The sequence below is a fragment of the Candidatus Clostridium eludens genome (assembly GCF_045310515.1).
Taxonomy (GTDB): domain Bacteria; phylum Bacillota; class Clostridia; order Clostridiales; family Clostridiaceae; genus Clostridium_B; species Clostridium_B eludens.
In genome coordinates this window covers 102416-116583 of the sequence record NZ_JBJHZX010000012.1, presented here as the reverse complement: position 1 = coordinate 116583, position 14168 = coordinate 102416, and the positions used below count along the sequence as shown (strand labels likewise).

19 protein-coding genes and 1 pseudogene are annotated in these 14168 nt (G+C 29.4%); 8 read left to right on the top strand and 12 right to left on the bottom strand.

All coding sequences use genetic code 11. From position 1 onward, the window contains the following. Nucleotides 1-32: 32 nt before the first annotated feature. On the bottom strand, nt 33-752 hold the full coding sequence (locus ACJDU8_RS09935; protein WP_406791997.1) for a MerR family transcriptional regulator: 720 nt from the start codon (nt 750-752) through the stop codon (nt 33-35). Nucleotides 753-943: 191 nt separating this feature from the next. On the opposite strand from ACJDU8_RS09935, the gene ACJDU8_RS09930 reads away from it, so the two are divergent. Beyond that, nucleotides 944-1279 (top strand): GntR family transcriptional regulator, encoded by a 336-nt coding sequence (locus ACJDU8_RS09930; protein WP_406792000.1) that lies wholly within the window; start codon nt 944-946, stop codon nt 1277-1279. After that, nucleotides 1272-1427: pseudogene (locus tag ACJDU8_RS09925) on the top strand (ATP-binding cassette domain-containing protein); the annotation flags it as partial. The gene ACJDU8_RS09930 and the pseudogene ACJDU8_RS09925, both read left to right, overlap by 8 nt. Before the next feature lie 129 nt (nt 1428-1556). Here ACJDU8_RS09925 and ACJDU8_RS09920 read toward each other — a convergent pair. The 6 genes from ACJDU8_RS09920 to ACJDU8_RS09895 all read right to left on the bottom strand — a co-directional run bounded on the left by ACJDU8_RS09920 (nt 1557) and on the right by ACJDU8_RS09895 (nt 5720). Then, complete coding sequence (locus tag ACJDU8_RS09920) at nt 1557-2207, bottom strand: hypothetical protein (protein WP_406791996.1); 651 nt, start codon at nt 2205-2207, stop codon at nt 1557-1559. 109 nt (nt 2208-2316) lie between these two features. Next, nucleotides 2317-2685, bottom strand: coding sequence for a hypothetical protein (locus ACJDU8_RS09915; protein ID WP_406791995.1), 369 nt, complete (start codon nt 2683-2685; stop codon nt 2317-2319). 142 nt (nt 2686-2827) lie between these two features. Further along, nucleotides 2828-2980: a CPBP family glutamic-type intramembrane protease gene (locus ACJDU8_RS09910; protein ID WP_406791994.1), complete on the bottom strand. Its 153-nt coding sequence runs from the start codon at nt 2978-2980 to the stop codon at nt 2828-2830. A gap of 150 nt (nt 2981-3130) precedes the next feature. Next, nucleotides 3131-4033, bottom strand: coding sequence for a M28 family peptidase (locus ACJDU8_RS09905; RefSeq protein ID WP_406791993.1), 903 nt, complete (start codon nt 4031-4033; stop codon nt 3131-3133). Nucleotides 4034-4185: 152 nt separating this feature from the next. Further along, the gene (locus ACJDU8_RS09900; protein ID WP_406791992.1) at nt 4186-4578 is read right to left on the bottom strand and encodes a tautomerase family protein; all 393 of its coding nucleotides are present in this window, start codon (nt 4576-4578) and stop codon (nt 4186-4188) included. A 353-nt stretch (nt 4579-4931) separates the two neighbouring features. Further along, nucleotides 4932-5720 carry an amidohydrolase family protein gene (locus ACJDU8_RS09895; RefSeq protein WP_406791991.1) on the bottom strand — a complete coding sequence of 263 codons (789 nt, stop codon included), beginning with the start codon at nt 5718-5720 and terminating at the stop codon, nt 4932-4934. 119 nt (nt 5721-5839) lie between these two features. On the opposite strand from ACJDU8_RS09895, the gene ACJDU8_RS09890 reads away from it, so the two are divergent. From ACJDU8_RS09890 to ACJDU8_RS09880, 3 genes are all read left to right on the top strand, one after another. Continuing rightward, nucleotides 5840-6166, top strand: a complete 327-nt coding sequence (locus ACJDU8_RS09890; RefSeq protein WP_406791990.1) for a winged helix-turn-helix transcriptional regulator — start codon at nt 5840-5842, stop codon at nt 6164-6166. 349 nt (nt 6167-6515) lie between these two features. Beyond that, nucleotides 6516-7961 (top strand): FAD-dependent oxidoreductase, encoded by a 1446-nt coding sequence (locus ACJDU8_RS09885; protein ID WP_406791989.1) that lies wholly within the window; start codon nt 6516-6518, stop codon nt 7959-7961. A 251-nt stretch (nt 7962-8212) separates the two neighbouring features. Next, on the top strand, nt 8213-8656 hold the full coding sequence (locus tag ACJDU8_RS09880) for a GNAT family N-acetyltransferase (protein ID WP_406791988.1): 444 nt from the start codon (nt 8213-8215) through the stop codon (nt 8654-8656). Nucleotides 8657-8696: 40 nt separating this feature from the next. Here ACJDU8_RS09880 and ACJDU8_RS09875 read toward each other — a convergent pair whose 3' ends face one another. The 5 genes from ACJDU8_RS09875 to ACJDU8_RS09855 form a co-directional block, all read right to left on the bottom strand. After that, nucleotides 8697-9305, bottom strand: coding sequence for a dienelactone hydrolase family protein (locus ACJDU8_RS09875; protein WP_406791987.1), 609 nt, complete (start codon nt 9303-9305; stop codon nt 8697-8699). Between the two features lie 137 nt (nt 9306-9442). Next, on the bottom strand, nt 9443-9949 hold the full coding sequence (locus tag ACJDU8_RS09870) for a GNAT family N-acetyltransferase (RefSeq protein WP_406791986.1): 507 nt from the start codon (nt 9947-9949) through the stop codon (nt 9443-9445). A gap of 11 nt (nt 9950-9960) precedes the next feature. Beyond that, nucleotides 9961-10410, bottom strand: a complete 450-nt coding sequence (locus ACJDU8_RS09865) for a MarR family winged helix-turn-helix transcriptional regulator (RefSeq protein ID WP_406791985.1) — start codon at nt 10408-10410, stop codon at nt 9961-9963. Nucleotides 10411-10787: 377 nt separating this feature from the next. Next, a complete protein-coding gene (locus tag ACJDU8_RS09860; protein WP_406791984.1) occupies nt 10788-11045 on the bottom strand; it encodes a hypothetical protein in 258 nt (85 codons plus the stop codon). A gap of 858 nt (nt 11046-11903) precedes the next feature. Next, entirely contained in the window at nt 11904-12668 is a 765-nt protein-coding gene (locus ACJDU8_RS09855) for an SDR family NAD(P)-dependent oxidoreductase (RefSeq protein WP_406791983.1), read from the bottom strand. Between the two features lie 116 nt (nt 12669-12784). Here ACJDU8_RS09855 and ACJDU8_RS09850 point away from each other — a divergent pair, with 116 nt between their 5' ends. The 3 genes from ACJDU8_RS09850 (at nt 12785) to ACJDU8_RS09840 (ending at nt 14070) form a co-directional block, all read left to right on the top strand. Further along, the gene (locus tag ACJDU8_RS09850) at nt 12785-13183 is read left to right on the top strand and encodes a MerR family transcriptional regulator (protein ID WP_406791982.1); all 399 of its coding nucleotides are present in this window, start codon (nt 12785-12787) and stop codon (nt 13181-13183) included. A gap of 177 nt (nt 13184-13360) precedes the next feature. Next, entirely contained in the window at nt 13361-13915 is a 555-nt protein-coding gene (locus tag ACJDU8_RS09845) for an RNA polymerase sigma factor (protein ID WP_406791981.1), read from the top strand. 2 nt (nt 13916-13917) lie between these two features. Next, complete coding sequence (locus ACJDU8_RS09840; protein WP_406791980.1) at nt 13918-14070, top strand: hypothetical protein; 153 nt, start codon at nt 13918-13920, stop codon at nt 14068-14070. Nucleotides 14071-14168: the final 98 nt, after the last annotated feature.

Below are 14168 nucleotides of genomic sequence, written 5' to 3'. Positions count from 1 at the left end.
GCAGCACTCCATGAAAGTATTTATTGAAATTTTTAGAAGATTAACTTGTTATAACCATATATATGTCCATACGTCAGTATATAAGGGTCTCCTTGAATACGTTCATTGTTTATATCATACAGCAATTGCCCAACTATCTGAGCTTCTGGACTTGCTGGGTCTGCTCTCTGTTCAACTAACTTTTTAAGTTCTGTACGGAAAAGAGTATATTTCTCATTAAAACTTTTCTGATTTTCTTCAGTCCATCCTCTCTCTGCCAATTTTTTCAATGCCTCTTTACTATATGACTTCTTTGCCAATTCCCTCATGTATTCTCGTTGTTCAGTTGTTAAGTATTTCTTCATCCAGATTGGTTTTAGCTCCATTTGTACTGCTTGAATCACTTTTGCAATTGATTTATAATCATAATTGCTTATTTTCAATAATTTTTCTGTTTCTTCAATCGCACTAATGACTGTTTCTATTTGCACTTTTTTATCTTCCATCATCATCTTTTGTCGATAAAGGACTTCTTCAAACTTATGTGGACTTGCTTTGATAAACAGGTCAATTTCTGACAACGAAAATCCAAGAAATTTTAATGCTAAAATATACTGTAACTTTACTAAATCGTTATCTGTATACATACGATAACCCAATTTATTATAATGTGATGGTATCAATAGTCCCTTTTTATCATAATATCGCAGTGTTCGAGTAGAAACAGATGATTCGTTTGCAAGTTCAGTAATACTATATAGTTTTTGATTCAAGCCATTCCCTCCTCTCTAACTACAATTATAGAGGTTGACGCTATGTTAATCACAATTTATGGATAGTACCACATTTCCTCAATATATAAGAAGACATTTCAAATTTATTAATTTTCTATTTATATCTAAATAATGCTCTTAATTACTACCCTTACGGCATTCTCACTTTACTCCTTTAAGATTATGAACAGATTAAAGACCAAATTAAAGAAGCCATACTTAGTGATGAATTAAATGAAGGAGATATGCTTCCATCCATTAGGCAGCTTGCCAGTGAATTAAAAATAAGTGTAGTTACTACAACAAGAGCTTACTCTGATTTAGAGCAGGAGGGTTTTATTGTAAGTATTCAAGGTAGAGGCTGCTTTGTTTCTCCGAAAGACAGTGAGCTGGTACGTGAACAGCTGCTTCGTAAAATTGAAGATGGTTTTGCCACTGCTATAAATGCTGCTAAGATAGCTAAATTGCCTCAAAAAGAATTATTACAAATACTTAAATCTATGTTGGAGGGAAATCCATATGAATAATGCTATTGAAATACAAAAGCTTTGTAAGAGCTATAAAGATTTTTCATTGAATAATATCCCTTTTACTTTGCCGATAGGATATATCATGGGATTTGTCGGTCAGAACGGTGCTGGTAAGACCACCACGATCCGGTTGATCCTTAAAATGTATATGTACGTTAAGGTATTGATACTACTACATTTTAGGTTTTACCTTGCACTCGATGACATGGATGCAGGACTAGGCATATTTAATCTGTATTACTGATTTTTTCGTTAAACGTACAAATAATCTAATTTAAAATAACTTATTACATAAAAAAAATACAAATGTCAATACTGCTGGACCTGATGTAGCTGGAAATCCTTTAAACCACTTTTTTCTATGAATTAACATTATTAAAATACAGTTAAACAGACATCCCATAATTAGAAAAATATCGTATCTAAATGTCAATTTTGAGCTTAGCTTATGTACAAAACTTATTAGTAGTGAATAAAAGCAGATATCCCCTACACCAATTAAAGGAATAAGATGATCTTTTTTTTTCTTAACATAAATAACTAATTTAGGTGCCAATGAAAAGTTTTTAAGAATTCTTGCATTTGTGCTGTTTTCTCCTACTTTTGTTTTTGTAAAACTCAACATATCTGCAAGTGGCACAGCTATAAGCACTCCTAAAAAAATATCAGAATCCATTAAGTTACCAATAGTTATCCCTAAGACAACTCCAATTATAAAAACAACTCTGCTCATTACAAGTAACTTCTGTCTATCAAAGTAAGATCTTAAATATGCCAACATAAAAATCAGACTAATACCTGAACACACAATCAGTACAATTTTATTGTATGCAAAAAATAATATAACATTTGATATTATTATTGTAATTATTGTTACAAAAAGTAAATGAAAATATATATCTATCTTTATTTTTTGAAATGCCATATTCATACTATCCCCTTTTCGTATTTTAAATATTCACAACAAATTACTATTGTTTGGATATCTTGAATTTATGATAGATAAATCCAATAAAAATAATGTTAACTAGCTTTTAAATTATCTCATCATCTTTATGCATTCTTAAAGCATTCGTCATCATTTTCATAATTTCAGGCATAGTATTTTCTGCTTCAAGCTCTCGATCTACACCATAAACATATCTAGGAAAGTTTAAGGATTCTTGTATTGACCAAATATCATCATGTTTTTCAGTAGGTAAAATTTTAACTGGATTACCAATAGTTATCCATCCGATAGGAACAAATCCATTCTCTGGAAGAATAGTTTTTATATGAACAACTCCATTTATTCTAACTTCTGAACCTTTGCATAGCTTTGCTCCATGGAATATAGAAGCTCCTGTAGCAATAAAAGCACTGGTATCAATAATAGGGCACCTCCCTAAATGATTTATTAACATAATCCCACCACCCATATTTTTTATATATTTCATAAATCGCATTGTTCCATATGTTAATTCGCAGTTTCTTACTATTCCGAATTAACTTCGATTATGAATTATATTCCTTATTTATAATTACCTTCCAAAAGTATTCATAAAACTATGTACTAATTACATAAATAATAAATTCATTTTTATAGTAATGTTTAAATTCATTCCACACATATCCTCTAAAAATTAACTCTTCAAATATAGGTGTTGCTATAGTTGATAATATAAGTGAAATAATAACATTAAGATGAAAGCTCCCCATTAAAATAGATTTATATTCCGTTTTTTACAGATTAATAAAATAAAAACTATGAATAATAATATTTCTAATAAAGTTATTAAATCACTATTAAAACCACTTTCCCTAACAAATTTACAAATCTATTTCGCTATTTATATCATATGTAAACTTCTAATTAGCTAACGAACCTATAATAATATCCGCAACTAATTTAAGTTTTGATTCATCTATAGTTGAAATTACATCTTGTGGGCCGTTTATTTTTAACTTTTTATCATAAACTTGTCCTATACATAATGCTGGAGTTCCCACCTCATCAAACGCAGTATAATCACTAAATTCTCTAATTGATTTTTTCAAATTCATATCTTTTGGGATATTTTTCAATAACATAGTAGCAGAATTTTTCTTGCCGCTCATAGTAAATATACATGGTTTACTACCATCTTTTTGTGCTATTGAGTCAATGTTTATAACTGCCTTTATATTTTTTTTATCATTAGAAGATAAATTTTTTATATAATATCTAGAACCTAAGAAACCTATTTCTTCTCCTCCAAAAAAAATAAATCTCAGTTCATAATCACTTGATACATTTCTTAACAATCTAGATGTTTCTATAACTACCGAAACTCCGGAAGCATTGTCATTTGCTCCAACAGAATTTTCCTCACAATCGTAATGTGCACAAATGATTATTATGGCTTTATTATAATTTGATTTACTTTTTTTAACTGCTATTAAATTCTGACTGCTATTAAACTTTACTTTACCACTTTCTGAGTAATCAGAGGGTATAGGAAATGTTTGTAACTGCGGTTTATATCCATATGATTCAAGTTTATTTTTTATGTATTCACAAGCTTTTTTTTCACTGTTTGAACCAACCTGTCTACTAGTCATAGCTAATGTTTTAATAGTATTCATCATTAACTCTTTATTTGATTCTTTTATTACATTATTAGACATTGTTGATTGTTTTTCATTACCATGAAATGGATTATTACAACCTGAAAAAGAACAACAGCTTATTAATAGAAATATCAATATTAAAATTATATATTTTCTTTTCATCACTTGCTCCTCATAATTAATTTATATTTTATAGTTAAGAAAGGTTCATTCAATAGGTTGAACATTCCACAAAACCGTCTTGTAATCCTATTCCACTGCTATATCCATTTATTCTATCAATCATTAGGTGAAAGTCATAGGAAAGTTGTCATTTAGACTTCTATTTTAAATCCCAAGTTAACTTCATTTGCTGGTTTTCCACCTCTAACTCCCCAATTTTCCAAAGGTGGTTCGTTAATAACTATTACTATATCCTCGCCATCTATACCAGGATCCATTTTTAAGTTATTTACAATTTCTCTATATAACTTTCGTTTTGCTTCAACGCTTCTACCTTTAAATGCAGTTATTTCAATAAGTGTACATTGTTCCGTTTTTGTCGGTGTTACTTCAAAATTTTCTCTATCTAGCTCATATAGTCTCTGCATTCTATCATCGTCAGGAATTTTGAATGCTTGCACTAATGCTGAATGTACTCCATTCAGTATTGCTTTTTTATACTCAGCAGTTTTTCCTTTAAATATTTCAATTTTAACTAATGGCATAAGAATAACCTCCTAAATAATTTTATAAATACCCAAACACCATAGAAATTGGGTATATTTCTCTATATTTTTTGATTTACTGTAATTCCGCATACATCAGCACCCGGTGAGTGAGCCTGCTTTTTAATAGAATGACTGTCTATAATTCCCTACCCCTAAAATTCATTTATACTATAGTTAATAGCAGTTTACCATAAAAGGAATATATTGATAATATCATTATTTTAATTAATTCAATCGACTTTTACGATTTGATGTGATTTATTGGAGCAGTTAAAACATAGCTGGATAACTTATATAGAAATATTTTGTTATCATTGATTATTACAAAGTTCATGTTACCATATAAAATCTTAAAGCTTTAATAATTTTGCTATATTATCACCTAAAACAGCATTGGCAATATATGATTCATTACATACTTTTTTAATAGCTTCCTTTGATAACTCTAAATCCCCATAGGGCATATCTACACCAAAAATACATTTCAGTGGAACCTCATTTATAGCTATCTTCAAAACAAGTATGGAAAAATAAGCAGACGTATCAAGATATAAATTTGGTATCTCTTTTGCAAGCTCTATGGCCATCAACCAGTTACTTCCTCCCATATGTCCCAATATAACAGGAATATGTGGAAATGCTTTACTCAATTTGCTAATTTCCTTGATATCTTGTAAAATCAAAGGATTAAATGTGTGTATCCAAATTGGCAATTTACCAAATATCATAGAAGCCTGAAAAATGACAGTTAATATTTTTATTTGTCCACTTGGAAGTGTAAACTCACCCAGACCAACATATTTATTTTTTACTATATTCTCTTCAATATATAAGTTCGTGTCATTTTGATTCAATCCAACAGGTACAGTGCCAAATCCTACATATCTGGATGGATATTTATGGATTACCTTTTTAAGCTCATCCATGGACTTAACTTTTGCATCTAATAAGGAATTTCTTTTGCCAGATACAATATCATTTAAAGTTTTCATCTCATTTTTTAAACCTTCTAAGTTATCTGCTTTTTCCGGATGTACTGTTGTTGCAAATAGGATTGTTTTATCAACACCTGCTTTATCCATTGTTTCAATATGTTGTTCAACTGGTAAAACAACATGAGAATGCCCATCAATAATCATATATATCATCTCTCCTTATTTTTAATTTAAGTTTCAACTAATTTTTATTATAAATTAGTTGAAAAAAAATGATAGTATGCACTTTTTTGTTATATACTATCATAAAGGAGAGTGAAAATATGTCCCAAAAACTTTGTTATATCAATAGTAAAGAACCATTTGAATACACTTTATCAGTTATAAGTGGAAAATGGAAATTAAAAATAATTTATCTACTTGCTTGTATGGGTACGGTGAGATATGGAGTTTTAAAAAAGAATATTAATGGTATTACTCATAAGATGTTAAGTTCACAATTAAAAGAGTTAGAAAATAAAAATATTATATTACGAAAGGAGTATGCCCAAATTCCTCCAAAAGTAGAATATTCCCTCACTCAAAATGGACAAAGTCTCATGCCGATTGTTAAGTATATGTGTGATTGGGGCAAGAACAACAAGGTTTGAGATATAATGATTTATAACTGCCACATATAAAAGTAAATAAGCATTGTTTTTTTGACATAGTTCATACCATTCTTTTGTAAAATAATTCATTATAAGAATAAGATTACCTTAAATAAAGCAAGCTATCAAAAACTTAAAGTGTTAGGGGGTGTAATTATGATTAATAACTCTACATAGAAACAGCAAGCTGAGCAACAGCTTCAAGTAGCAAATCATCAGATTAATCTTTGTCAGCAGAAAATCCGACAGCATAAAGACTGTCCGGAAAAGCAGCTATTCTTACAGATTCTATAATAAAAATCTGTGTATATTACAAAAAAAATGGAATACTAAGCATGAGGTGATTTACATGGAAAGTGTATGGAATTCTGAGGTTAATTTTAGAAAAAGAGAAACCTTAAATAAAAATATAGAATGTGATATTGTCATAATAGGGGCTGGGATGGCTGGACTTCTAACAGCATATATACTTAATAAGAGTGGAAGAGAAGTTGTCGTTATTGATGCAAAAAGCATCGCAGGTGGAGTTACGAAAAATACAACTGCGAAGATAACATGTCAACATGACCTAATTTATAATAACTTAATAAAGGAATTTGGTGAAGAGGGAGCAAGGCAATATGCTAAGGCTAATGGACTTGCAATACAAAAATATAAGCAAATAATTGATGAAGAAAATATTGATTGTAATTTTGAATACAAGGATTCATATGTGTATTCTTTAGATAATACTCAAAGTCTTGAAGATGAATATAATGCAGCTAAGAAGTTAAGAATCGATGCGGAATTAGTCGATGAGTTAAACCTTCCTTTTAAGATTAAAAAAGCGTTGAAATTTAAGAATCAAGCACAGTTTAATCCTCTTGAATTTTTAAGACCAATTTCAGAAAAACTCACTATTTATGAAAATACAACAGCACTTGATATTACTGAAGAAAACTCTGTAGTTACAAAGGATGGAATAAAAATTAAAGCAAATAAAATAGTAGTAGCAACTCATTATCCATTTTTAAACACTCCAGGCTATTATTTTATGAAAATGCACCAGGAAAGATCTTATGTTATAGCTTTAGAAAATGCACAAGATGTAAATGGAATGTATATAGGCATTGATAAAACCGCATATTCATTTAGAAATTACAAAAATTTGTTATTGTTTGGAGGTATAACTCAAAGAACCGGTGAAAATGAGGAAGGTGGAGCTTATGATAAGTTAAGAAAAGCAGCCAAAGAATTTTATCCAAATTCCATAGAAAAATATCATTGGTCAGCACAAGATTGTATGACCTTAGATAATATACCTTACATAGGGCATTATTCATCAAAAACCCCTAATATCTACGTTGAAACGGGATTTAAAAAATGGGGGATGACGAGTTCAATGGCATCTGCAATGATAATAAGTGATATGATTCTTGAAAATGAAAATGACTTTTCGGAAATATTTTCACCTAGAAGATTTGATGCATCGTCATCTATGGAAAATGCTGCTAATGATCTTATAATAACAGCAAAGAACTTTATTGCACAAAGAATAGATATTCCTAATAAAAATTTAGAAAATATTCAAAAAGGCCATGGAGGGGTTGTAGAATACAAAGATCAAAAGGTTGGAGTTTATAAAGATAACGATGAAAATGTATTTACAGTATCAACCAAATGTGCTCATCTAGGGTGTGAACTCCACTGGAATGCTGATGAATTAACTTGGGATTGTCCTTGTCATGGTTCACGATATGATTATAAGGGAAATTGGATACAAAGCCCTACAAATAAGTCTCTTGATGAAATATAAGTTTATGAATAAATGATAAATTATTATGCTATAAAAATTTATCATTACTGAATAAAGATATCTTAAAACAAATTGGATTTGGGGTAAGGTACGGTAGGTTCACCTACCGTGCCTTCACTAGTGAAAATGAACATATTCTGTTTTAAAATATAACATATATACAATTGTGATAGAATGATTAATAAGCAAAGTAAAAATATTTATGTAATAATATAAATATTTGTCATATATGGTTAAAAGGAGATAGAACATTGAATTGGGAATTAAAAAAATTTGAAGAATTAAAGGTTGAAGAAATATATAAGATTTTAGAAATAAGAAATGAAGTATTCATTGTAGAACAACAGTGTGCTTACCAAGATTGTGACGGTAAAGATGAAAACTCATACCATTTATATCTTCAAGAAAAGGGAAAAATTATTGCATACTTAAGAATCCTAGAAAAAGGAGTTTCCTATGATGAAATATCTATTGGACGGGTGTTAGTACATAAAAATTATCGTGGTAAAGGTATAGCAAGAAAAATGATGTTAAAGGCAATCAAGTTTACAAAACTAAATTTAAATGAAAAAGAAATTAAGATCCAAGCACAATCATATTTGGTCAACTTTTATAGAAGTCTTCATTTTAAGGAGACTTCGAATGAGTATTTAGAAGATGACATTCCACATATAGATATGTTATATAAAAAATAAAATGTTATAAGAAAATGTGTCATCATAATATCTTTTTTATTCAATATTGATTATTTTCTTTTAAAAAATCATTTACTAATTTTTCTGCTTCTCGATATGACTTATCGCAGTAGTTTGGGGAAAATGGGTCACTAAACCCATGAACGCCACTTAACATATAAGCATTTACATTTGCCTTTTTCTTAAGAGTACATAGTAAGCTATTCACTCTAAATGACTCTTCTTTATGGGCAAATATTAACAATGTTTTGCACTTAGGAATAATGTATAAATAATCTCTTATTCGTGAACCATAATACCCAATTACACCATCACATCTAATCTCCATATCACTACATAACCATGCGATTGTTGCCCCTATGCTGTATCCTAGTATAAATATATGTTTATATTTATAGTTTAACTGTGATATAAGATTCTTAACTTGTTGAGATGCCAAACTAAAACCCACATTCTTCATGAAATATTTATAAGCATCTTCTTCATAATGATAATCAAAAGATTTACTTAAATTCAGTAAGTCAGGACAAATAATATCAAACCCAGCCTGATTATAGTATTCACAGACCTGTTTTATATGTTGGTTAATACCATATATTTCATGTAAAACTACTATTATAGAATCAGAATTGTTTGAAAGAGTTATCATAAAATCCTCCCTAAACTAAGCCTTTGTACATATTTAAATTCTCATTGTTTATTAGACCATTCACTTTGAAAGCATTCCGCCCTACCTAGAATTTATTATACAAAAAATTACGATTATTCAATATATAACAGATAAATCTACTTTTCTTTATTCAATATTTTTTCATAGCAATAAAATGACTTTTCCTTTTCTAAGAAGCTCATTTCTCCAACAAATTCATAACCACATTTTTTGAACAGTGCATTCATTTTCTTATTTATTGAATAGGTATCTGTTTTTAAATATCCTATATTATTCTCTAAAGCTAATTTATCTGCAAATTTCATTAATTTAGTACCAATTCCACTTCTTCTATAGATGGAATTAACCGCCATTCTATGAACAACTATACAATGTTTGCTCAATGACCAGTTTAATCCATTATACTCAACTGGTTCTACTTTATTAATGCATATGAAACCAGCCAACTTTCTTTCTTGCTCTACCACAAATAAGTCACCTCTTTGGATATCATTCATAAAATCCTTCTCCTGTGGATAATTTTCATCCCATTGAGTATTGTTATAGGTTGCCATTTCCACGATAGTTTGCTTTATTATCTCCATAATATCTCTTAAATCTTCCATAACTGCTTTTCTTACCATAATAGTCACCTCTAGAAACTTTTTATTTCTTTCCAATCATTTTCAATATTCTTTCTCATTTTCTTAACCAATTTACTGACTAATTCCTTTTCCTCCACGCTGAAACTATTAAAACAAACCTCGATATTTTTATTTTCTTCTTCAATAATAAATGTATATATCTTCAATGCTTTTTCCCTGGGATAAAGTCTCCACATTCTTTTATCAATATCATCTCTTTTTTTATATATATATCCTGCTTCAATAAGTTTTTGTATAGCCTTTGTGGTTGTGGTCTTGTCAACTTTTAAAAGGTTCGATAAATCAATTTGGTTAATTCCTTGATTTTCACATATTCTTGTTAAAAATGTAAACTGACCTTTTTGCAGATTTAACTCTTTAAATTTAAGGTCACTTATAGAATGAATACAGCGTGATAGAGTTCCTATTTCCCTTAATACATCGCTATCTAGAGCTTTCATTAATCCCTACCTCCTATAAGTATAGTTGAACTTTCAACTATATTATATTTATAATAGCATATATTAGTTGAAAATTCAACCTATATATGCTGTATCTTTCGCTAGAGATAAATAACCTATTATCTTCTCTTCAAACGTTTAATAACATTTATCCTTTGAGTTCATTCACAATTATTATTTATTCTGTCTAATGTAATATCAGTCACAATCCTCTTTACATTTAACTACCCTATTTAAAATCAACATATTTTATATATCATTCAAGATTTCCTTTTGCCCTAAAAATGTCTGTTCAGCGTATTGTGTTAAGCCTTTACCATAAAATTTTACACTTGTGATGTAAGTTAAGAACATTGTAAATTAAGCTTTTATCTATATTACTTTTCTTCGTCATTTGGTAACTTTCCTGCTATTATTTTGATCTCCATAGAAGACAGTTTATTCCTTAAAAAAATAAGAATGTATAAATGAAACAAAATAATAACACTTGAAATTATAATACTTATGACTCCAACAGTTTTAGCAAATAGACATAACATATATATTCCAAAAACCATGAGAAATAAACTTCCAATTATTCTCCTTATACTTTGTTCTTTAGTAGGTATGATCTTATATTTATATCTACTGAACACTTTGCTCACTCCATTCTTTAAATCATAATCAAGATAATTAATAGTAAAATTTCTACTATCTCATTCATTTCATGAACATAGAATCGACTTAAAATTTTATTTACTTTCATTATCAACAATCCTAAATATATTTTTCAATATACATTTCCTACAATAATTTACATTTCCATAATATATACTAGATTAATACTTCTTCAGAAAAACAAATAAATCCTGCCTAAAATGAGGCAAATTAATAATTGGGGGATAATGCATAAATTTTTGTAGATCAATCTAAGTATTATCCCCTTTTCAAACATTCAGTAATATTATTAAATGTTCTCTCATTCCTTGAGCTAATCTATGATAATTATCTATTCTTTTTAGAGTCATAGCAACTACCACCTCTTTATCTTAAATTAGAATAAATGTTACAATTGAGTATAGCTAAAATCACCTTTATAAATAACATAAAACTCACATTATTATCAAACATTATGCACATAATTGTTAGTTATAATGTAATAAACCATCCAAAATAATTTTTTTGCACAAGAAGTCCCATTATCTATTATTGTTTTATTGTAGCAATCCAATGAAGCAATAATAGTGGGGTATATGGATTAAAGGTATATGAAGATGTATCTGGCAGTTGTCACGCTGATTCGTTAGGTGGATTTTATGCTTATTATAAATATGAAAATGGTGTGATGAAACTTATAGATATAGATTTTAATAGTCCCTACCCTATAACATTTCCTCTAGTAATATTAGAATTATAAAATATTACTAGAGGAAATGGCTGTAGAACTTATACAATGATAAGTTCTACAGCCATTTTAGTAAAAAAGATTGATTCCTATAATAAGCACTTGCTAATTACAATAACATACCTCCAGAAGCTTCAATTCTTTCTCCAGTAATCCACCCCATTTCATCGTTACAAAGAGAAGCAACAACACCTCCAATATCATCTGGCTGCCCGATTCTGCCAAGCGCCATTTGTGTGCCGATCTTCTCTTTAATTCCTGGGGCTGCATCTAAAGTACCATGATGGAACTCTGTATCAATAATTCCAGGCGCTACCATATTAACACGGATTCCCCTTGTGCCAAGTTCTTTTGCCATATATCTTGTCATAACTTCAACTGCCCCTTTCATTGACGCATAGGCACTCCATCCTGGTGTTGTAAAACGTGCCAGGCCAGAAGAAAAATTAATAATTCTACCGTTATCGGCAAGGTATGATAGCAGATTTTGAGTTAAAAAGTATACGCCTTTAAAGTGTACATTCATCATGCTGTCAAACTGCTCTTCTGTGGTTTTACCAAACTTAGAGTTATAGGCAAATCCCGCATTGTTAATCAAAAAATCAAAGGAATCTCTATTACACTTTTCCTTCAATATCTCCGACAATTGGGAGACAAATGTTTTGTGAGATGACACGTCTCCCACATCAATTCTTAAGGCAAAGGCCTTACCACCATTGTCTTCAATTTCATTAACCACTGCATCAGCCTTGTCCTTTTGGCTATTGTATGTGATGATTACATCAATTCCCTTTCGTGATAATGCCAACGCAGAGCTTTTTCCAATTCCCCGGCTACCACCTGTTATTAGTGCTATCTTAACATTTTTATTCATAATGAATCCTCCTATTTCATGCTTGAAAATTATTGTCTTGTGACCTATACTTAGGTTATCACTTAGACTTATATCTAAGTCAATGTACTTTTAACAAAATTTTAAGGAGATTTTCAATGTATACAATAAATGAAGTAGCAAAAATCTGTGTTCTTTCCCCATATACCATCCGTTTTTACGATAAAGAAGGACTTCTGCCTTTTATATCCCGTGGTAAAAGTGGACATAGGGAGTTTTCCGAAACGGATCTTGATTTTGTAAAACTGATTTGCTGTTTGAAAAACACGGGGATGCAAATCAAAAAGATTAAACAATATATAGACCTATGTATGCAAGGACCTGAAACAGTGGTTTTGCGAAAAGAAATAATGCGAAATCATCGTAAGGATATTTTAAAGCAAATAGATGAATTAAAGAAGAATCTCAATATAGTAGACTTGAAAATCGCATTTTACAACACTGATGAGGGTTCTCGTTCCTTTATTTCAAAGAGGAATGAAAAAACAGAAAAATAGGTTATTTTTGTAAGAATTATACCAACAACATTATAGGCTACTCTAACGTTGTTGGTATAATAACTATAATCCAATTTTCTATAGTTAAATTTAAATTTTATTCTGCATACTGTATCAAATGTTGTTTTAATAAAGTAAGAGATTAATAATGTTGCCAAAATTTTAAGGGGGTATATTATGCTGATTTCCTATTTATCCATGTTAGATACATATGAAAACAAATCAAAATTTGAATTGATATATAAGAAATACAATAAATTAATGTTTTATATTGCAAATGGTATTCTAAAAAATATACTTTGGGCTGAAGATGCTGTACATGATTCGTTTGTCAAAATCATAGAAAATTTAGATAAAATACAGGATGTAGATTGTTACAGAACAAGAAGCTGGATTGTTATTATTGTTAGGAATCAGTCTATTAATCTATACAATCATCGTAAAAAAAGATGGTATATTCCTCTTGAGAAAGTAGAGTATATGATTTATGAAGATTTTGAAGATGTACTTTTAGAATATAAAGATAATACCAATTTAGAACAATTAGGTGGCTTAGGCAAGGCTATTATGAAATTACCGATAATATACAGAGACATAGTTACTTTAAAATTTATACATGAATTAACTAATAAAGAAATAGCAACTTTGTTGAATATTAATGAAGCTACGGTACGCAAACGTATAGAACGTGCAAAACAAAGAATTCAAGTTTCTTTAGAGAAGGAAAAATAAAAATGTCCTATAGTTTTGATGATGAACAACTAAAAGAATCTCTATGGAAAGCTGAAAAATATTATTTAAATTCGCTTCCAAACAATGAAGATATATGTCACCAATTTTCCCCAAATTTTGAAAAGAGAATGAGAAAGCTTATAGAAAGCTCATAAGACAAAGTAAAAATAAATCAACCACTGTAAAATACTGATTCCGTAAACAGGTAACAATTCTTATAGCGACTATTATTCTACTGTTTGCCACTTCAATA